The following is a 19,700-nucleotide window of genomic DNA, read 5'->3' as shown; positions in this document are numbered from 1 at the left end:
TTTTTTTGATTATTCTATGGGCTGCTATAGATTTTCTTTTATAAAATTTATACAAATATAAATATTTGTTTTTTCTCCCGGCCGTTTCTATAATGAGGGCAGAGCAAGGAGGAAAACGATCATGACATCTCTCAGAGCACTCTCCAAAGAAAAACTGACAGATCTTCAGTCTGCACTTTGGAATGAATACAGACAGGAACAGGCGAAGGGACTTCATTTAAATATGTCCCGCGGAAAGCCGGCCCCGGATCAGCTGGATCTTTCCATGGATCTTCTCCGTCTCCCTGATTCCTGTATATTGGAAGACGGCACCGATGCCAGAAACTATGGGATCCTACAGGGTATCCCCGAATGCCGGAAGCTGTTCGGGAATCTGCTCGGTATACCGGCAGATCAGATTATTATGGGAGGAAATGCCAGCTTAAATCTCATGTTTGATACAATGGCTTTCCTGTTTTTGTTCGGCACAGGCGGAAACAGGCCGTGGGCCGATTATCGGACCGTGGGACGTACCGTCAGATTTTTATGCCCGGTTCCAGGCTACGACCGCCACTTCCGGATCTGCGAAGAACTCGGCATCGAAATGATCCCTGTCCGTCTTCTGGAAGACGGCCCGGATATGAACCAGGTGAAAGAACTGGTCAAAAACGACGAGCAGATCAAGGGCATCTGGTGTGTCCCGCTGCACTCCAACCCGCAGGGTGTCTGCTACAGCGATGCTGTGGTAGAGGAACTTGCTTCCATGGAAACAGCCGCGGATGATTTCCGGATTTTCTGGGACAACGCGTACGGAATCCACCATATATACGAAGAGGTACCGCTGAAAGATATCCTTACAGCCTGTGAAAAGGCCGGCCATCCAAACCGGTGCTACTATTTTTTCTCTACCTCAAAAATTACCTTTCCGGGAGCCGGTGTTTCTCTGATCGCCGCAAGTCCGGACAATATAAAAGAGCTTCTGGGCCATATGTCCGCCCAGACAATCAGCCACGACAAGCTGAATCAGCTCCGGCATGTACAGTTTTTCGGTACGCCGGAAAAGATTCTGATTCATATGCAGAAACTTGCTGATCTTCTGCGCCCTAAATTTGATATCGTCCTTCAGAAACTGGAGGAAGGTATCGGTCAGGATTCTTCCATTGCATCCTGGAGCCGTCCGAAAGGAGGCTACTTCATCTCCCTGAATGTCTCCGACGGATGCGCAAAACGGACGGTCGAGCTTGCCGGGCAGGCCGGAGTCACGTTGACAGTAGCCGGCGCCTCTTATCCGTACGGAAAGGATCCTGATGACAGCAATATCCGTATTGCCCCGTCTTACCCTTCCGAAGAAGAACTGGCACAGGCCATGGACATCTTGATTCTATGTATAAAAATCGCATATCTTGAAAAACTGCTGGGGAACCAGCCAAAATAGAAAGGTCATCAAAAAGGAGAAATGTAATCATGAAACAGAGCTACAATCCGTATGACAATGTACTGAAGGTAGTACAGGACGCAGCTGCCATTCTTGGATACAGTGACAGCGACATTGAAGCAATCAAATATCCGGAGCGGGAACTGAAGGTTTCCATTCCGGTCCGGATGGATGACGGGACGACACATGTATTCCAGGGGTACAGGATCCAACACTCCACTTCCAGAGGTCCTGCAAAAGGAGGCATTCGTTTCCATCCGGACGTTAATGCAGACGAAGTACGCGCGCTCGCTGCATGGATGACTTTTAAATGCGCTGTTGTCAACATCCCGTACGGCGGCGGCAAAGGCGGCGTTGTCTGTGATCCATCCAAACTTTCCGAGAACGAAATCCGGGCTATCACAAGACGTTATACCGCAGCAATCGCTCCGCTGATCGGACCGGAACAGGATATTCCGGCACCGGATGTAGGAACAAATGCCGCTGTCATGGGATGGATCATGGATACTTACAGCATGCTCAAAGGCCACTGTATTCATGGTGTTGTCACCGGAAAACCGCTGGAACTGGGCGGAGCTCTTGGACGAAATGAAGCTACCGGACGCGGCGTTATGTTTACAACCTTAAATATCCTGAAAAAACTTGGCATCCCTTCTGAAGGTACAACGGTTGCTGTACAGGGTGCCGGAAATGTGGGAAGTGTTTCTGCCAAACTGCTTCATGAAGCAGGATTAAAGGTCGTAGCCATCAGCGACGTTTCCGGCGGCATCTACAATCCGGACGGTCTGGACATTCCGGCCATTTTATCCTACCTGGCCGCAGACCGCAGAAATCTCTTAAAAGATTTCAATGAGGATGGTACCACCCACATCTCCAACGAGGAGCTTCTGGAGCTCCCGGTCACCGTCCTGGTACCGGCCGCTCTGGAAAACCAGATCAATGCAGGAAACGCCGGAAAAATACAGGCAAAGCTTATTGTGGAGGCTGCCAACGGGCCAACCACCTCTGAGGCGGATGAAATTCTTGCAAAACGGGGAATTGAAGTGGTTCCGGACATCCTTGCCAACGCAGGCGGTGTTGTTGTCTCCTACTTCGAGTGGGTGCAGAACATTCAGTCCGTCAGCTGGACCGAGGACGAAGTCAACAAGAAACTCAAAGATATCATGGACGCGGCCTTTGAATCCGTATGGGATCTGACACAGGAAAAGCATACCACACTCCGTATGGGCGCTTATCTGATCGCATTGAAACGTGTTGTGGATGCGAAATCCGCAAGAGCAATCTGGCCGTAAAAAAAGCAAAATCCTCCAGAAAAGTGGAACATATAACTTTTTACATAAACAGGCGCATATATAACTGCGCCTGTTTTTTCTTCCATTTCCCGCTTTCTTCTGCTATACTTATTCTGCATTTATACAATCGGGCTATTTGCCCGGACTGGTTCGTGAACTTCCCAGTATAAAAAACCAAGTATCTCAAAATTCAAAAAAACAAAGGAGATTGGAGAATGAATGCAAGAAAAGTAATTCTGGACTGCGATCCGGGAATCGATGACGCACTGGCGCTCATGCTGGCTCTTTCCCTTCCGGGACTTGACGTCATCGGGATCACAGTTGTCTGCGGGAATGTTCCCGTCGAAAAAGGCGTGAAAAACGCACTGAAAATCCTTGAACTGATGAACAGAACAGAGATCCCTGTCTATGCAGGTGAGGCAAAGCCTCTTGTAAGGCCATACGTAGACGCGATGGATACCCACGGCGGGGACGGTCTCGGAGAATCCGCTTTTCCGGATCCGGCAGGTTCCCCGGCCGAAGCCGACGCAGTTTCTTATCTTTCTGATGTGCTTTTATCAGAGGAACAGGTTTCTGTCATTGCGCTTGGCCCGCTGACAAATCTGGCCCGGCTTCTGGAACGGTCTCCGGAAGCATTTGTCCGGATACAGGAGCTTGTCTCCATGGGAGGCACTTACAAATCACACGGGAACTGTTCTCCTGTGACGGAGTACAACTACTGGTGTGATCCGGATGCCGCCGCAAAGGTCTTTGAAGCATATGCTTCCTTGCCGGAACTGTCCGGGAAGAACATTCATATGATCGGACTCGACGTCACCCGGAAGATCGTCCTGACTCCAAACCTGATCGAGTACATGAAACGGCTTCATCCGTTCCTTGGCGGAAAAATCGAAGCGATCACCCGGTTTTATCTGGACTTCCACTGGGAGCAGGAAGGCATCATCGGATGCGTCATCAACGACCCGCTTGCTGTTGCCTATTTTGCCGATCATTCCATCTGCAGCGGCTTTGACGCCTATACAGCAGTGGAAACCGGAGGAATCAGCTACGGACAGACTCTGGTGGATGCCTATGAATTCTGGAAGAAGCCGCACAACAGCCACATTTTAACCGAGACGAATCCGTACCGTTTCTGGCTTTTGTTCTGCTGTCAGGTACTTGGTGCAGACGAAACGGCGGCCCGGCATATTCTTTCCCGTATTCTGACAGAGGAGGTGACGGCATGAATTTACCAAAAAAACTGACTGTACTGCAGATGTGCTTCCTTGCTCTGGCTGCCGTATTAAACATTGCCGGGGCAAATATCGCACTTCTGCTTAGAATCCCTCTGTACCTGGATACCCTTGGTACCTTTTTGTCGGCTATGTTGTTCGGCCCGTTTTACGGAATGATCCCGGGACTGTTAAGCGGGCTTCTGACCGGATTCACCACAGATATCTATTCCCTGTTTTATCTCCCGGTTCAGCTGGTCACCGCTCTTGCGGCCGGATTTCTCTTTTACGAGAAATCTTTCAAAACGGGAAAATACCGGATTCTACTGTTCGCTGCGGCAGTAACGGTCCCTGGAACGATTGTTTCCGCTTCCATCACCGCATTTCTGTTCGGCGGAATTACGTCCTCCGGTTCTTCTATCCTCGTACAGCTTTTGCACCATACAGGGCTGAATCTGACGGCAAGCGTGTTCTGTGTGCAGCTTCTGACGGATTATCTGGACCGGGCTGTCATGTTGTGTCTGTCTGTACTGGTACTTGGAGTACTGCCCGCTTCCATGCTGGCAGTACTAAAGAAAGGACAAAGAAATTATGGATCGTTATAGTAAAATTACCAATAAAAACCAGCGAGAAATCGTTCTGCTGAAAGCCTATCCATGCGTCTGGGGCAAATGCCGGTTCTGCGATTACATCGATGACAATTCCAGAGACAAAGAAGGCATGCTCGCATTGAACCGTGAAGTGCTCTCCCACGTCACCGGAGAATTCGGTGTTCTGGAAGTCATCAATTCCGGAAGCTGCTTTGAACTTCCAAAAGAGACGCTGGAGGATATCCGAAACATCGTCCGGGAAAAGAACATCCGAAAGCTCTTTTTTGAGGCCCACTGGATCTACCGGAAGCGTCTGGATGAAATGCGGGAATTCTTTGGAATCCAGATCGTCTACAAAACCGGTGCCGAAACCTTTGATTACGACTTCAGAGAACATTACCTGAATAAACATGCGGACTTTCAGGATGCCGAAGAGCTGAGCCGCTACTTTGACTCCCCGTGCCTGATGGTAGGAATCAAAGGCCAGACAAAAGAGATGATCCGAAACGATATTGCGCTTTTAAAGCGTTACTTCAAACTCGGTACCATCAACGTCTTCACCAACAATACGACGGATGTCAAACGGGATGAGGACCTGGTTAAATGGTTTCTGGAAGAGTTCCGGTATCTGGAAGAAGATCCTTCCGTGGAAGTGCTGTATGAAAATACCGACTTCGGTGTCGGAGACTGATAAAAGGCTGCGCGGCGTGCGCAGCCTTCTTTTATGGCTGAATGGTACGGATATCATTTTCCCGATCTACTTTGCATACATTTCCATCACTTTCCCGATCTCCCGCTTCATCTCTTTCCTGACCCACTCCGGCCCCAGAATTTCCACCCCCTTGCCGAGTGCAAAAATCCATCCGAAAAACTGGCTGCTGACATTGACATCTACGGAAACCGTAAAGTATCCTTCCTGTCCCGGTACCATCATGACCTCTTTTCCAAACCGGTCAATAATGACTCCCACAAGATCATTTCTGACCCGAAGTCTTACTTTCTCCTCTTTCCCCCCAAACATTCCAAAACTTTTCCTTGAGTAGGATGCCAGATCCAGCTTCTGGTAGAGCTCCCGTCCTTCTCTTTGCTCCTCCGTCATCTGAATATGCAGCATCTTATCCACACGGTAGTGCTTGATCTTTTCCGCTTCCGAATCATAGCCGATCAGATAATAGTTCTCTGCATCCCAGGACAGTCCCCACGGACTGACACAATAATACTCTCCTCCCCGGCGCAGCTCCATTTCCTTTTTTGTATTCCATTGGTAATAGTGAAAACGGATCTTCCGGTTCTCAGCAATCGCATGATGAATCTCATCCACATTATAATAGATACTTTCATTCATCGTCTTGATCCGCCCGGATACGTGGACCTGACGCTGAAGCTTTCGCGCGTCATATTCGCTCACAAAACTTTCCAGCTTTTTGATCAGTTCCCGTGATTTCCGTGCTGTAATAAATTTCGAGGACTGAATTGCGTCTACGAGAAGTTTCATCTCCGGAAGTTCAAACTGCCGGTCCACCACGTGATAGTGGTAGGACTTGCCGACCTGTTCCCCTTCCACTTCGATCCCAAGCTTCTCCAGATCTTTCAGATCTGTATAGATACTCTTCCGTTCCGCCGTCACTTCATACCGTTCCAGCTCCCTCAGGATCTCCGGCATTGTAATATAATGTTCCTCATCGGTTTTTTCCAGCATGATTTTCGCGAGATAATATAACTTAAACTTCTGATTCGTTCCTCTTGGCATCCTCATTTTCCTCCGGCCTATGGTATATGTACCAGTATATCACAACCGTCCTCTGCTCCGCCCGGTTCTTCTTTCTTTTTCTTTCCGTCATTCAGATCCTTTTTTCGGATTTTGCAGATGACTCCGTTATGGAGCACGTATACCACCTTGGCAGATGCTGTTTCTCCGATCTTGTCATAAATTCTTCCCGCACTCATACTTTCTCCAAAAACCGTGTACGGGCTGTTCGCCACATAACCGATCTTGCCAATCCCCTTAATCTCTGCCCGGATTGCTTCTTTATCAAATTCATTGTCCGGTTCTTTGATAAGTTCGATTTTCATTCCCGGTTTCAGGAAATCCTGTCCAAAATAGTGTTTCATCCCCGTAATTGTAATATAGACTTTTCCCATCTTTAGTCCTCCATATAATCGTAGTACTCTCTTTCGCTGGCGAAGAGAATGTAGCGCCCTTCGACCAGTCCCATATACCCTTTGTCCGTAACATATCCTTTCATATGTTTCACTCCCTTCGCCTTTTCTTTTTCTGATTTTATCATAGCTCTTATGGTGTCCAATAAAAACGACTATATAAAAAGAGCAGAAAAAGATTGCAATTTGCCGCGTTTCTGCTTATCCTATTATATGGAAGTAAAACATAATGAGATCTTAAGAAGCGAGGTATGTAAAATGAAACCGATTAAAGAAGGAAAAGTACGTGAAATCTATGATAACGGTGACAGCCTGATCATGGTCGCTACTGACCGTATCAGCTGTTTTGATGTGATCCTGAATAATACGATCACAAAGAAGGGCACTGTACTGACTCAGATGTCCAGATTCTGGTTTGATATGACAAAAGATATCCTTCCAAACCACATGATTTCCACAGATGTAAAAGATATGCCGGAATTTTTCCAGCAGCCGCAGTTTGACGGCAACAGCATGATGTGTAAAAAGCTGAATATGCTCCCGATCGAGTGTATCGTCCGTGGTTATATTACAGGAAGCGGCTGGGCAAGCTATCAGAAGGACGGCACAGTATGCGGCATCAAACTTCCTGAAGGGCTGGTAGAATCTGACAAACTGCCGGAGCCAATCTACACACCATCCACAAAAGCAGAGATCGGTGAACACGACGAAAATATTTCCTATGAGCAGAGCATTGCCCACCTGGAAAAATATTTCCCTGGCAAAGGTGAAGAGTACGCTGCAAAACTTCGTGACTATACCATCGCTCTTTATAAAAAGTGCGCAGATTACGCTTTGACCCGCGGCATCATTATTGCAGACACCAAATTTGAATTTGGTCTGGATGAAGACGGAAACATTGTGATCGGTGATGAGATGCTCACACCGGACAGCTCCCGTTTCTGGCCTGCTGACGGTTATGAGCCGGGACATGGACAGCCGTCCTTTGACAAGCAGTTCGCACGCGACTGGCTGAAAGCAAATCCGGACAATAACTGGACACTGCCGGAAGATGTCGTACAGAAAACCATCGACATCTATCTGCAGGGATATGAAATGCTGACAGGAAAGACACTGTAATCTTTTCAAACTTCTTTATAAACTGATAAAATGCCTCCACCCGTTCGGCGCTGCCGGGTCATGAACCCACAGTTCCATCCGGGGTGGAGGCATTGTCTGTTATATCATTTTCTGAAAGCGCACTTTTAAACAAGCCAGAAACTTCCATCCGGCATCCGGTATAAATTTCCTTTCTCCACGCTGATTTCTTCTCCCGTTTCAACATTTACAGCTACAACATACTCCAGATATTCCGGTGTCTCCGCCCACCTGGAAAAATACAGCGTATTTCCGTCCCGATAAATCATACTGTCGTTTTCTTTAACTGCAAATCTTTTTTTCTCCGGCCAAAGAATCTCATAGACCTGATCTTTCTGTCGGCTAAGTGTCAACGGGGAGGCTTCTATTCTAAGATTATAACAGTCATGGATATCTGTAAGCGGAATCTTATGAAGGATTTGTACTTCTTTTCCAGGCATAAAGGAGTAAATGATCACTTCTCTTTTTCCAAAATCTACTGCCGCAATTCCAAACCTGTCTTCATCCCATACCGGCCTTTCATAATAGACATTTTCTTTCTTTTTCAAAGGGGCATAAACTTCTCCATCCGGATAGTGAATGAAATAAATCTGATTTCCGGAAAAACCAAGGCCCATACTGATCATATCTTCTGCCTCATAGATCTCATAAGGACCGCCTCCATAATGCATTCCTACATACCATTCGTCCGTTCCCTCCGTCTGTTCCATCCAAAGAACGGGCAGCTCCAGCTTTTTCTTTTTCATTGAATCCCTCCTTCCGTTTGTGGTGTCAGTATATCGAAACCGCTCCGGAGAAACAAGGAAGCTTTCCTTAAGATTTTTTAATTTTTACCATCATAATTTTTCATACTACAGTATAAACAATATGCACAAAAAACAGTTGAGTTCTTCCCTATCTGTGCTATAATATTCCCAGAGTATGTTAGCAATACGAAAGGAGCATATTACCAATGAATGACAGAATTTCAAGAGTATTAAGCAAAATGGAAGAGAAAGGCCTGACACAGCTGATCGTATCCGATCCGCTGAGTATCCGTTTCCTGACAGGAATCATGGTTAATCCGGGCGAAAGATTATACGCTCTGATTCTCAGAACAAGTGGAAAGCACACCATGCTTCTAAACTACCTTTATTTTGTAAAGGACACAGGATTTGAAGAAGTCTGGTTCTCAGATATGGAAGACCAGATCTCCATTATTGCAGAAAATATTGATCCGGAAAAACCGCTCGGTATTGACAAAACATGGCCGGCACGTTTCCTCATCCCGCTGCAGGAAAAACTTCCTCAGCTGAAAACAGTATGGGGATCTGACTGTGTAGACGGCGTCCGCGCAGTAAAGAATGAAGAAGAAATCGCAATCATGAAGAAAGCATCCGAAATCAACGATGCTGTTATGGAAAAGGTTGCTGATTACATCAAAGAAGGCATGACAGAGAAACAGATCGCTGACTTCATCGATGCAGAATACCTCAAAGCAGGAGCAAGCGGAAACAGCTTTGATACAATCGTATGCTTTGGACCAAATGCTGCTGACCAGCATCATGAGCCAAGCGATACACGTACTCTGAAAGCAGGCGAATGTGTCCTGATCGACATGGGATGTGTATGGCAGGGATACTGCTCTGATATGACAAGAACATTCTACTGCAAATCCGCTGATCCGGAACAGACAGAAATCCACGACATCGTACGTGAAGCTGTTTTAAGAGCAGAATCTGTAATCAAACCAGGCGTTCGTTTCTGCGATATCGACGCTCAGGCAAGAGATTACATCGATGAAAAAGGATATAGCGAATACTGGAAGATCCGTCTTGGACACTTCATCGGACAGGAAGACCACGAATATGGTGATGTCAGCCCGATCAACAAAAACGTTGCTGAACCAGGCATGATCTTCTCCATCGAGCCGGGTATCTACATCGAAGGAAAATACGGAGTTCGTATCGAAGACCTTGTTCTTGTAACAGAAGATGGACATGAACTTCTCAACTCTGTAGAAAAGAAATATCGTATCGTAGGCTAATCTTTAGATACAAATGCCGCTGCTTTGCAGGACATGTTCCTGAAAAGGCAGCGGCTTTCTTTTTACATTATTATAATCCATATTCCCGATACAGCTCTTCCCGCAGCTTCTCATCCTCGGCAATCCGGCTCAATTCTTCATTTCTTCCTTCTTCCACCCCTATCCTCTGGCTTTCTTCCCGGACTTTCTTCTCATACCATTCACGATCGAATTCCTCTAAGATCACGTCCTCCACCTCCGAACTGTTCTTTTCCAGGAATTCTTTCAAAATATCTTTGTCAATGCATGCTTTTCTCGCTTCTGCCACTGCGTTTTCAATAGGCACCCCGTTTTTCAGATTTTCCTTTACTTCATTGACAAAGTAAGCATACTCCCATAATGCACGGCATTTTTCCATCAGTTCCTTGTTGTGCCCGAGATTGATATTTAGCATCACTGCACGGCATTCGACCGCGGGTTTCTCTTCTGAAGATTCTGTTGGAAGAAATGCATCTGAAATACATAATTCCTGGTAATCTGCTTCCGTCTGATTTCCATTGTACCAAGTCGCTAGCGCGACGGCTAGTGCAAGGTACGCATTTCCATCACTTTTTTCCAAAAAAAGTAGCAGTTTTTGTATTTATGTTGTATTGTTGAGTTACCACACACACCAATCTTCATAAACCGCCAACTGCTATGATTAGTTTAACATGTTTTTTTATCCTCTACAACTACATATCTCTTTTTTTCCCAAGACCTCCTCCTTGACAGGTCCTTTCACTGCCGGTCTTTTATTATTTTTTTCAAGGAGGTTCCGTCATGGACTATTTCAATATTTACCGGGAGATGATCTCCCTCCGGGGTCTTACTGACCATACTTTAACTTCTTATTCTACTTATATCCGTTCTTATCTGGATTACCTTCACTCTGTTCTTCACAAGCTGCCTGAGGAGGTCTCCTGGGATGAACTCCGGGATTTTATCCGCTGGCTTCAGAAGAATCGGTCCCTTTCCGACCGTACCATCAATGCCTGTATCTCCCAGCTCCGGTTCTTCACCATCTACGTGCTTCATAAACCATGGGATCCAACACAGCTTCCTATCAGGAAATTCGATTCCTATCTTCCCTTTGTCCCGACCAAAAAGGAAGTCCATACTTTTATCTCCACCCTGTCGGATCCAAAACCCAAAGCGATGGTTGCACTCATGTATTCTGCCGGCCTCAGGGTCAGCGAAGTCTGTAATCTCCGTTACTGTGATATTGAGCGCAAAACGATGCGGATCCATGTTGCGCGCTCCAAAAGCCGCTCCGACCGCTATGCAATCCTTTCCCAAAAAGCTCTTGATCTTCTCACCCGCTACTGGTTTGCATGCGGCCGTCCCTGCGGCTGGCTTTTCCCGAAACAGACGGACCCCTCCCGTCCCATCGATACCTTTTACGTTACAAGACATCTGCGTGCCCATGAAGAATTTCTCGGCTGGGAACACCGGTTCACCTGCCATTCTTTCCGGCATGCCTTTGGAACTCACCTTTATGAAAACGGGGCCGACCTGCTTACCATCAAAAATCTCATGGGACACAAGTCCTTGAAGTCGACCCTGATCTATATCCATCTTGCTTCCTTCCAGGACAGGCATGTCTCCTCTCCTTTTGACTGGACGGGAGGTGATTCCGTTGAGTAACCTTCCGATTCAAAAAGTCTGGCTGGATTCCTATGACGATTACTGTCTCTCCCAACAGGTTCAGTCTCCGGAACAGCGGAAAGCCTCCCGTGCAATCCTTGCCTGCAAGTCCGGCGGGCTTGGTGTCAATGTCAGCAGGTGTTCTGAGTGCGGTCATATGGAGTTCCATAATAATTCCTGCCGCAGCCGCAGCTGTCCAAACTGTCAGGGTGTATTCAAAGAACTCTGGGTCGATCAGCGCAGGGCGGAAGTCATCGATTCCCCTTACTTCCATGTGGTGTTTACGCTTCCTCATGAGCTCAATCCCCTGATCTACTGCAACCAGAGACTCCTTTACGGTCTGCTCCATCAGTGCTGTGCCCAAACCCTTCTGGAACTCTCTGCTGACCGGCACTATCTCGGGGCTAAGCCTGGAATCATCCAGGTGCTCCACACCTGGAATCAAGAACTAGACTACCATGTCCACATGCATTGTATTATCTCCGGCGGCGGACTGACCCCTGACCGGAAAATCCGGAAGGCTTCCTCTGCCTTTTTTATTCCGGTCTATGTCCTTCGGGATAAATTCAAAGGAAAATATCTCGCCCTCCTGGATTCCCTCTACCAGCAGGAAAAGCTTGTTTTCTCTTCTTCCTGTCATTCCCTGCAGGATCCCCGGGAATGGAAGCGTTTCAAAAACAGCTTGTATAACAAAGACTGGTGCCCTTATATCAAAGAGACGTTTAACGGGTTTGGCAATGCCATCGAATATCTTGGGCGTTACACGCACCGGATTGCCATTTCGAACAACCGCATCCTTTCTGTTTCGGAAACCGAAGTGACTTTCTCAGCACGGGGAAAAAAACCGGGAGATCCCAAACGGCAGATCACTCTCAGCCACAAAGAGTTTATCCGCCGTTTCCTCATGCATGTGCTCCCTTCCGGTTTTCAAAAGATCCGTTATTATGGATTTCTGAACAACCGGATGAAATCCAGAAACCTCAAACTGATCTTTCGGATTCAGGGGAGGCAGAGGTTTCGCCAGCGCTATGCCGGGATGTCCATGGCGGAACTGCTGAAAGCAGTCTGGAACATCGACCTGTCAATCTGTCCGGAATGCGGCTGCGCTTCCATGCAGCAGCTGGGTAGGAGTTATGCTCCTTCCCCATAAACGAACGTTCTTTTCATATCGCTTTTTAGGCCTCCCACTGGAAGGTCTGCGAAACATGCCCGGAAATCCGATTGCCGCCAGGAATTCATCGGATTTTCCCGTTTTTCATATGGAATACGAACTTTTTCGGCTCTCCGGAAAGATCCAATCCCCATAAGTGATCTGGCTGACCGTCCGCGAATTGGTACAATTGGAAAGAATCACATTCAGAGCAGTTCCGCTTTACTCAGGACTGCTCTTTTTCCGCTCTGAATCTGATACTTTCCTGATGAATTATAGAATACCACATATTTCGGAACCGGTAAAGGAATCAGAGTTTTCCCATAAATGTTTGCGTCTATCTGTTTGATATAGTTCTGATAAATTCTTGCCAGGTAGATAAATCCCCGAAGCGGCATATTGGGGTTGGGTGTGCTTTGATTGCAGAAAAGTGAGCACCTTTTGCCGTTTCTGGCGGCAGTCTGGTGCTCCCTGTTTCCAAAATTATTTTTTCTTACTTTTTTATTTGATCAAATCTGGTCCGATAGCAAGGACGTCATCCAGATTCAGATCTGTCTTCGGCTGTACATCAGCCAGTGCTTTCATGGTGATGACTGCAAGCTGTCCGCTTCCGTTGTAGAGCGGCTTGTCACCCCGGTTTGCAAATGCGAGGTTTACATAAGCGGTTCCATCACCGTAAACTTTATTGACTGTCAAATCTTCCATTGAAGCAACTGCGTCTTCCCGGCTGACAGATACAAATTCCAGTTTTGCCGGATCGTAGTCAAGCACCTTTCCGAAGGCATTGATATTTTCAGCCTCTTCTGCCATTGCAGTAATTGTAAAGGTTTCTCCTGCTTTGACCGTTTCTTTTTCCGGCACGAGGAGAATCTTTCCGGAAACAGTTCCGGTCTGCTTTGTGCCTCCGTCCAGCTGGAACATGGTGTATGCGTAGTCGTATACATCGTAAACACCATTCATGTTGATATCTCCGCCTCTCTTTTGAATCTGATCCACGAAGTTGGATCCGTCCTTGATAGAGGTTCCGAGATAGTTCTTCATGTTCGTGTAATCTCCTTCGGAGACTTCTTCATTCTTGTTTGTGCTTCCCACAGCAAATGGTTTCGTGCCGTCTTTTTTGTAAACCGGAAGTTCGTGTGCCGCAAAGTAATTTCTTAAAGACTCTGTTACTTCCAGTTTCAGGAAGCGTGCAAGAACACCGGTAAGTGGTACGGTCTGTACGTTTTCCTCCACATCCAGATCCGTATTGTACGTCCATGCATCGTGTTCGGCTCCGTTCCACTCCAGTTTCCAGTGTACTCCGTCCATACTGGAGTAGACGTTCATACGCTGTACTGTACCGCTTCCATAGCTGTCACGCGGATAGTATTCGAATTTGTCCAGTTCGTATGCCGCGCCAAAATCGTAGATGAACGGGATCTTCTGTCCTGCAACATCGTCTGCCGAGAAGAAGAGGCCACGGAAACTGTGATCTGTCGCATATTTCAGCGGGCCGGCCTCATCGCTTCCGGTAAATGTTACCTTACCTGCTGCTCCGATTTCATTTCTCCACGGATCAGACAGCGTCATCGTCCGAACCTCGCTGCTCCATGCAGAATAGCCATCTGCATTTCTGGAACGAATCTGGTAACTATGTTCGGAATGATAATCCAGATCATCGTGCAGATAAGAGTCTGCGTCTCCCATCGTATAAAGCTGTCCGTCTACCAGCATTTCGTAACTGGAAGCACCATCTGTCTTTGTCCAGCGCAGCCACATGGAGGAAGCTGTTTTCTCCTCTTCCGCGATCGTAAGCTCCGGCACGCAAAGCGCCGGATTTTCCTGCTCTTTTCCTACTTCCATCTCACAGACAAATCCCTGAATTTCCACGGACTGTTCTACTGCTGTCACATCCACTTTAGGAAGCCGGATGTAAAGCTTCGGTGCCGTCCGAACTTCATCTGTCATCTTTGCAAGCTCTTTCTCATCTGCGGATGCAAAAGTACGAAGTTTTGGAGCTTCCTCATAGTAATAAAGTGCCTCGCCCGCATCCGGCATCTGGTTTTCCAGTGTCTGTAAATCTCTGGCTTCTCTTGCTTTCAGAGTCTCTGCTCCGTTCTTTACAAGCACCGCATCCGGTTTTTGTGTCAGATGGACAATCCATGTTGTACTGCGGTCTGGTTCATATCCTTCATAAGTTCCTTCGGACCGTTCTGCCGTCAGAACTGCCTTGTCTCCCTCTACTTTAGATGTGTACCGGGTAGAAACATGATCCCCGTAGGAAACATGGTCGATCGTTCCGTATGCTTCGTCTTCTTCTGTCTCATTGGAAATATATTTTCCGTCATCCTCGTATACGGTATAGGTCGTTTCACCTGCCGGCCATACTTCAACGATTCTATGATCCTTTTTCACTGCATCCGGCGTATTGTTTGCTTCGTACATCGGCAGAATCGCTCCCTGTTTTACAAAGACAGGCAGCTTCCAGAGCGGAACATCAAAGTTATTTAAAACCTGCCCGCCCTGATACAGTTCTCCGGTCAGATAATCTACCCAGATCTGCTCCGGATCCGGCAGATAAATATGATTTCTTACATCATTTCCCATCTCGTCTCCTGCCACGTTCTGGTAAACCGGCGCCACCAGAATACTGGAGCCGAGCATAAACTGATACTGCATGGAACGGCTGTATGCATACTCATCATCCGGATATTCCAGGAACATCGCTCTCACCATCGGAAGGCCTGTATCCTCATTTCCGGTTTCCAGATTGGATGCGGACACCGCGCAGGTATAAATATACGGCATCAACATGGATTTCATCTTCATATACATCCGGTTGATTCCGGTATACGGATCACCGAAAGTAAACGGTGCTTTCATATAGCTTCCCCATCCGTCCATGTTGAGCATCTGCGGTGTAAAGGATTTCCACTGGTAATCTCTTGCCGCAATCAGCGATTTCCCGCCGAAAATTCCGTCCATATCACTTCCGATATTCGGGTTTCCGCTTAAGGAACTTCCAATGTAGGTCGGGATGTGGAAACGGATATATTCCCAGTTTCCTCCGGTCTGGTCGCCGCTCCATACACTGTTAAATCTCTGAGAGCCTGCCCAGCCGTCCAGAGAAATGATGTTCGGACGGAAGTTTTCTGCTGTTGTGACAATGTCGTACGCTGTCTTGACTCCATTTAACTGGAAGGAATATCCCGGTCCGACCCATGCCACGTCCGTTTTCAGCGTAGTAGCGCCGCCCCTGGTTACTTCCTTACGGAAATCACGGAGCAGATGCCAGTAGGTCTTCTCGTCTGAATCCGGGCTTAAGTTGCTCTCTGTCCACAGTCCGGACGCCACACCTCTTTTGTTGGCGTACTCTGTAAAGCGTGCCAGATTTTCTACATTGGCGTCCACCGCAGCGATGCGCTCTTCGGAACTGCTTCCGTCTTCCAGAACGCCTCCCTGTACATAGTAGCCATTCTGGCCGTAACCTCCGCCGTATCCGTCGTTTGGCAGGAAATATCCAAGCGGCATGTCATACTGAAGATATTTGTCCAGTACAGCCCTTGCCGAATATTCATATGGAGTATCTACATTTTCCGGGTAGTTCTCCACAGCCACTGTCGGCATTTCTCCGTTTAACGACTCGGAATGCTGTCCCTTGGAAAGCCGGTAGCCGGTTGCCATTCCACTTTCATAATGGGTGGTTCCTTCGTTAAGGTGAGACTCGGTTCCCTTGACATTCCACGCCTTATCTCCCGCTTCATCTGACCACGCATCCCTGTTATAGCAGTTCAGATGTCCTTCATAAAATCCATACTCCGGGAGCAGCAGCGGATTTCCTGTCACATGGTAGTAAGCCCGAAGCAGATCCATAACGATCTGACGGCCTCCTTCATTTTCGGTAACAAAATAATACGCACTGAAATGGTGCTCTTTGTGTGCAGCCGTAACCACATCCGCATCTGACTCACCGAAATCATAGAGTCCGTCTGAGAACGTATTTCTCAGCACACCATATCCGCCTGTCGTATAATAAAATGGGTTCGGAGATGCCACGCCTCCATCCATCCATGCACTTTCATTGACAATCTGAATCTTCCGGCCTGTATGCACAAACCGGCCGTTCTGTGTTCCGCCGCCGTAGAAATGCTCATTTTCACTGCGCAGAAGTGTCTGAATCGTCTCTTCCGAAGTAAATTCCAGAGGCTTTGCTTCCTCCATCACCTTACGTTCTCCTGCATAGACTGTCATCAGTGCTTTTGCTTTCTCGAATACAATTTTTGTTCTGCCGCACTGTATAGTGATGGATTCTCCCTGGTCCTCCACATTTACTTCCGGCTTTGCGTATGCATCTGATTCATCCGGATACTGCTGGATCTTTGCCGTATGCGCCTCATCTCTTGGAGCAGCATATTCCGGAAATGCTCCATCTGTACTTACATCGTAGCGGAAAATCGATTCTTCCAGAAATGTAATCTTCCCTTTGATTCCTTCCTGAAATGACAGATATACGATATTGCTTCTGTCCGCATCCTTCTGAATGACGGATGCCTCACTTAATGTCCCGCAAAATGCGTTCTTTTCCTCACTCATTACAATCCTCCTTTGACACAACCAGAATGGTTATGCATGATGCCTTAAAATTTTGTAAATTCATTCTACCAGAACAGACAAAAAAGCGCTATCACTGAGCGCTTTTTCTGTCCAATATTACAAAAAGATTGTACTTATGTATAAATATATAAAGTGATTCCATCCTTCAATCTCTGAAGTCCGTCTTTTAGAACCGCCCTCGGGCATGCAATATTCATTCGAAGAAATCCCTCTCCTGTTTTGCCGTACTGGATTCCGGACGACAAATACAGCCCGGTCTCTTTCCTCAGAAACGCAGCCAGTTTTTCCGAATCCTCTGTAATTTCCCGGCAGTCAATCCAGAGAAGATACGTAGCTTCGGAAGGAACCAGATGAATCTTCGGGATCTCTTTTTTGATAAATTCCACCGCAGCCTGTTTATTTTCATATAGATAGTCTCTCAGTGCATCCAGCCACGGGCCACCTTTCTGGTAAGCCGCGATTGCCCCCGTCATGGCAAAGACATTCGGCTCCGCCGCTTCATCCGTATTCAAGGCCCGCCAGATCTTATGACGCAAAGTTTCATCCGGCACCATCACAGCCGCTGTCTGTAGCCCCGCCAGATTAAATGTCTTGGTAGGCGCAATACAGGTAATACTGTTATTCCTGCACTTTTCCGATACCGATGCAAACGGGATATAGGATTTTCCAGGATCCGTCAGTTCACAATGAATTTCATCCGAAATAACCACCACATGGTATTTCCAGCACAGCTCTCCAATCCGCTCCATCGTCTCTCTCGTCCAGATTTTCCCCACCGGATTGTGCGGATTACAGAAAATCAACATAGTCGTCTGGGGATCAGAAAGCACTTCTTCCAGCGCTTCGAAATCCACATCATAACATTCTCCATCATAGGAAAGCGGACACTCTACAACATATCTTCCATTATTTACAACCGAATTGAAAAAAATGTTGTAAACCGGTGTCAGAAGCACGACTTTCTCCGCCGGAGTCGTAAGTTTCCGAACCGCACTGGAAATGGCCGGCACCACGCCGGTACAGAAAATCATCCAGTCTTTTTCTATCCGGAACTGATGGCGCGTCTCCCACCAGTTCTGAATGGACTCATACCATTCATCCGGGATCAAAGTATATCCAAAAGCACCGTGGCCTGCTCTTTTCTGAATTGCATCCTGGATCTCCGGCGCCGTTTCAAAATCCATATCCGCCACCCACATCGGAAGCTCATTCCCGGCAACGTCCCATTTTACAGACAGAGTTCCACGCCGGTTAACCGGCTTATCAAAATCATAATTCATACCCTGTTTCCTCCTGTCCTGCCCGATTATGCACAAAATCGATCCAGCTTTTCTTCAACCGACTTGCAGCAGATCCTGGTCTTCTCCGGGTCAATCCTGTCTTTTTCAATAATCAGTTCTCCGATCTCATCCGCGCAGATCGTACCGCCGGACGGATTCAGGATACTGTCCACCTTTCCATGAATTTCAGCATCCACAGTCGAATACTCAAAGGCCAGCGTCGTATTCAGCAGACGACAGTTCTTCATTACAAGATTGTCGATGTAACACATCCCCTGAAGACTCTCGATTGTACAGTTAATCAATGTCAGATTTTTCGCATTCCATCCCAGATACTCTCCTGAAATAAAAGAATCATAAACCGTCACATTCTCACTGTTCCAGAACGCATCTTTCGAAAGCATCTTGGCATTTCGGATTTCCATGTTTTTCACACCGTCAAAAGAATAATTCCCTATCAGCTGGAAATCGGACAGCTTCATATTTTCACTGTTCATGGCAAAATAATCACCCTTTGCCGTAACATGTTCCATTGTCACATCACTGCAGTTCCAGAAAGTCTCAGCCGCATTCGGGAATGTCACATATTCCAGATGCACCCCCTGACAGCGCCGGAAATTCTTCGGCGCCTCAATGACCGCATTTTTCACCGTGATATCATTTGTATACCATACACCCGCTCTCGCCATCTCAAACCATGTACAGTCCTCCGCATAGATATGATTACAGTACCAAAGCGGATACTTCCATTTAAACATGCTGCCATAAAGCCTGATATCACCACTCTCCTTTAACGGCGACTCCCCATCTGTAAAAATTGTATCATAAACATCCGTATGCTCCGCATGAAACAACGGCCTTTCCCCTGTCAGATACGCCTGCTTTACTAATTCTCTTTCTGCCATGTTCCAAAACCTCCTCACGATCTTCTTTATAAATACCTGCTCCTGGATAATACCCAGTCTCCTTACTAAACTAACTATAGAACGGCCAAAACAAAATAGCAAATACTTATGTACTATGCCTTTTCATAGCTGAAAGTTATGGATATTTTTCGGGGACGTGTTCCGGCGTTTCGGAACCTGTCCCCGATGGAAAAAATCTGACAATTCGGTTTTGGCCTTATTTTATGCGGGTTTTGAGACTTTTTTGTCCATTTACGTCGTGTACCTGTGCACCGGAACA

Annotated in this window: 16 protein-coding genes and 1 riboswitch; of the genes, 9 read left to right on the top strand and 7 right to left on the bottom strand. The window is 47.1% G+C overall.

What is annotated here, in order from left to right; genetic code table 11:
• The first annotated feature begins 121 nt into the window (after positions 1-121).
• From B5E64_RS02795 to B5E64_RS02775, 5 genes are all read left to right on the top strand, one after another.
• On the top strand, positions 122-1,414 hold the full coding sequence (locus tag B5E64_RS02795; protein ID WP_087167018.1) for an aminotransferase class I/II-fold pyridoxal phosphate-dependent enzyme: 1,293 nt from the start codon (positions 122-124) through the stop codon (positions 1,412-1,414).
• Positions 1,415-1,443: 29 nt separating this feature from the next.
• A complete protein-coding gene (locus B5E64_RS02790; RefSeq protein WP_087167017.1) occupies positions 1,444-2,706 on the top strand; it encodes a Glu/Leu/Phe/Val dehydrogenase in 1,263 nt (420 codons plus the stop codon).
• Positions 2,707-2,845: 139 nt separating this feature from the next.
• Positions 2,846-2,890, top strand: a riboswitch (PreQ1 riboswitch).
• Between the two features lie 31 nt (positions 2,891-2,921).
• Positions 2,922-3,932, top strand: coding sequence for a nucleoside hydrolase (locus tag B5E64_RS02785; RefSeq protein ID WP_087167016.1), 1,011 nt, complete (start codon positions 2,922-2,924; stop codon positions 3,930-3,932).
• Positions 3,929-4,522, top strand: a complete 594-nt coding sequence (locus tag B5E64_RS02780) for an ECF transporter S component (protein ID WP_087167015.1) — start codon at positions 3,929-3,931, stop codon at positions 4,520-4,522. Before B5E64_RS02785 ends, B5E64_RS02780 begins: the two co-directional genes overlap by 4 nt.
• Entirely contained in the window at positions 4,509-5,198 is a 690-nt protein-coding gene (locus B5E64_RS02775) for a radical SAM protein (protein WP_087167014.1), read from the top strand. The genes B5E64_RS02780 and B5E64_RS02775 overlap by 14 nt, the downstream gene beginning before the upstream one ends.
• Positions 5,199-5,264: 66 nt before the next feature.
• Here B5E64_RS02775 and B5E64_RS02770 read toward each other — a convergent pair whose 3' ends face one another.
• Together B5E64_RS02770 and B5E64_RS02765 are read right to left on the bottom strand one after the other, a co-directional pair.
• Positions 5,265-6,257 (bottom strand): WYL domain-containing protein, encoded by a 993-nt coding sequence (locus B5E64_RS02770; protein ID WP_087167013.1) that lies wholly within the window; start codon positions 6,255-6,257, stop codon positions 5,265-5,267.
• A 17-nt stretch (positions 6,258-6,274) separates the two neighbouring features.
• Positions 6,275-6,649: an HIRAN domain-containing protein gene (locus B5E64_RS02765; RefSeq protein WP_087167012.1), complete on the bottom strand. Its 375-nt coding sequence runs from the start codon at positions 6,647-6,649 to the stop codon at positions 6,275-6,277.
• Positions 6,650-6,880: 231 nt separating this feature from the next.
• Here B5E64_RS02765 and B5E64_RS02760 point away from each other — a divergent pair, with 231 nt between their 5' ends.
• On the top strand, positions 6,881-7,786 hold the full coding sequence (locus B5E64_RS02760) for a phosphoribosylaminoimidazolesuccinocarboxamide synthase (RefSeq protein WP_087167243.1): 906 nt from the start codon (positions 6,881-6,883) through the stop codon (positions 7,784-7,786).
• A 125-nt stretch (positions 7,787-7,911) separates the two neighbouring features.
• Here the strand turns inward: B5E64_RS02760 and B5E64_RS02755 are convergent, their stop codons facing one another.
• Positions 7,912-8,550, bottom strand: coding sequence for a hypothetical protein (locus B5E64_RS02755; protein WP_087167011.1), 639 nt, complete (start codon positions 8,548-8,550; stop codon positions 7,912-7,914).
• 206 nt (positions 8,551-8,756) lie between these two features.
• On the opposite strand from B5E64_RS02755, the gene B5E64_RS02750 reads away from it, so the two are divergent.
• On the top strand, positions 8,757-9,830 hold the full coding sequence (locus B5E64_RS02750; protein ID WP_087167010.1) for a Xaa-Pro peptidase family protein: 1,074 nt from the start codon (positions 8,757-8,759) through the stop codon (positions 9,828-9,830).
• 70 nt (positions 9,831-9,900) lie between these two features.
• On the opposite strand, the gene B5E64_RS02745 is transcribed toward B5E64_RS02750, so the two are convergent.
• Complete coding sequence (locus B5E64_RS02745) at positions 9,901-10,263, bottom strand: hypothetical protein (protein ID WP_140398815.1); 363 nt, start codon at positions 10,261-10,263, stop codon at positions 9,901-9,903.
• Between the two features lie 365 nt (positions 10,264-10,628).
• Here B5E64_RS02745 and B5E64_RS02740 point away from each other — a divergent pair, with 365 nt between their 5' ends.
• On the top strand, positions 10,629-11,492 hold the full coding sequence (locus tag B5E64_RS02740; protein ID WP_087167008.1) for a tyrosine-type recombinase/integrase: 864 nt from the start codon (positions 10,629-10,631) through the stop codon (positions 11,490-11,492).
• The gene (locus tag B5E64_RS02735) at positions 11,485-12,642 is read left to right on the top strand and encodes an IS91 family transposase (protein ID WP_204247044.1); all 1,158 of its coding nucleotides are present in this window, start codon (positions 11,485-11,487) and stop codon (positions 12,640-12,642) included. The genes B5E64_RS02740 and B5E64_RS02735 overlap by 8 nt, the downstream gene beginning before the upstream one ends.
• Positions 12,643-13,143: 501 nt before the next feature.
• Here B5E64_RS02735 and B5E64_RS02725 read toward each other — a convergent pair.
• From B5E64_RS02725 to B5E64_RS02715, 3 genes are all read right to left on the bottom strand, one after another.
• On the bottom strand, positions 13,144-17,214 hold the full coding sequence (locus tag B5E64_RS02725) for a TIM-barrel domain-containing protein (protein ID WP_087167006.1): 4,071 nt from the start codon (positions 17,212-17,214) through the stop codon (positions 13,144-13,146).
• Between the two features lie 134 nt (positions 17,215-17,348).
• Positions 17,349-18,515, bottom strand: coding sequence for a MalY/PatB family protein (locus B5E64_RS02720; RefSeq protein ID WP_087167005.1), 1,167 nt, complete (start codon positions 18,513-18,515; stop codon positions 17,349-17,351).
• Positions 18,516-18,541: 26 nt separating this feature from the next.
• Positions 18,542-19,420: a DUF3737 family protein gene (locus tag B5E64_RS02715; RefSeq protein ID WP_087167004.1), complete on the bottom strand. Its 879-nt coding sequence runs from the start codon at positions 19,418-19,420 to the stop codon at positions 18,542-18,544.
• Between the last annotated feature and the right edge of the window lie 280 nt (positions 19,421-19,700).

The organism is Drancourtella sp. An12 (genome assembly GCF_002160935.1).
GTDB lineage: Bacteria > Bacillota > Clostridia > Lachnospirales > Lachnospiraceae > Sellimonas > Sellimonas catena.
Note: the sequence above shows the minus strand (reverse complement) of the source record. Positions and strands in the feature narration are given on the sequence as shown.

What these genes read in the sequence shown, in the direction of transcription:
- B5E64_RS02795 (WP_087167018.1), top strand. Translation starts at nt 122, where the DNA reads ATGACATCTCTCAGAGCACTCTCCAAAGAAAAACTGACAGATCTTCAG.
- B5E64_RS02790 (WP_087167017.1), top strand. Translation starts at nt 1,444, where the DNA reads ATGAAACAGAGCTACAATCCGTATGACAATGTACTGAAGGTAGTACAG.
- B5E64_RS02785 (WP_087167016.1), top strand. Translation starts at nt 2,922, where the DNA reads ATGAATGCAAGAAAAGTAATTCTGGACTGCGATCCGGGAATCGATGAC.
- B5E64_RS02780 (WP_087167015.1), top strand. Translation starts at nt 3,929, where the DNA reads ATGAATTTACCAAAAAAACTGACTGTACTGCAGATGTGCTTCCTTGCT.
- B5E64_RS02775 (WP_087167014.1), top strand. Translation starts at nt 4,509, where the DNA reads ATGGATCGTTATAGTAAAATTACCAATAAAAACCAGCGAGAAATCGTT.
- B5E64_RS02770 (WP_087167013.1), bottom strand. Translation starts at nt 6,257, where the DNA reads ATGCCAAGAGGAACGAATCAGAAGTTTAAGTTATATTATCTCGCGAAA.
- B5E64_RS02765 (WP_087167012.1), bottom strand. Translation starts at nt 6,649, where the DNA reads ATGGGAAAAGTCTATATTACAATTACGGGGATGAAACACTATTTTGGA.
- B5E64_RS02760 (WP_087167243.1), top strand. Translation starts at nt 6,881, where the DNA reads ATGGAAGTAAAACATAATGAGATCTTAAGAAGCGAGGTATGTAAAATG.
- B5E64_RS02755 (WP_087167011.1), bottom strand. Translation starts at nt 8,550, where the DNA reads ATGAAAAAGAAAAAGCTGGAGCTGCCCGTTCTTTGGATGGAACAGACG.
- B5E64_RS02750 (WP_087167010.1), top strand. Translation starts at nt 8,757, where the DNA reads ATGAATGACAGAATTTCAAGAGTATTAAGCAAAATGGAAGAGAAAGGC.
- B5E64_RS02745 (WP_140398815.1), bottom strand. Translation starts at nt 10,263, where the DNA reads ATGCTAAATATCAATCTCGGGCACAACAAGGAACTGATGGAAAAATGC.
- B5E64_RS02740 (WP_087167008.1), top strand. Translation starts at nt 10,629, where the DNA reads ATGGACTATTTCAATATTTACCGGGAGATGATCTCCCTCCGGGGTCTT.
- B5E64_RS02725 (WP_087167006.1), bottom strand. Translation starts at nt 17,214, where the DNA reads ATGAGTGAGGAAAAGAACGCATTTTGCGGGACATTAAGTGAGGCATCC.
- B5E64_RS02720 (WP_087167005.1), bottom strand. Translation starts at nt 18,515, where the DNA reads ATGAATTATGATTTTGATAAGCCGGTTAACCGGCGTGGAACTCTGTCT.
- B5E64_RS02715 (WP_087167004.1), bottom strand. Translation starts at nt 19,420, where the DNA reads ATGGCAGAAAGAGAATTAGTAAAGCAGGCGTATCTGACAGGGGAAAGG.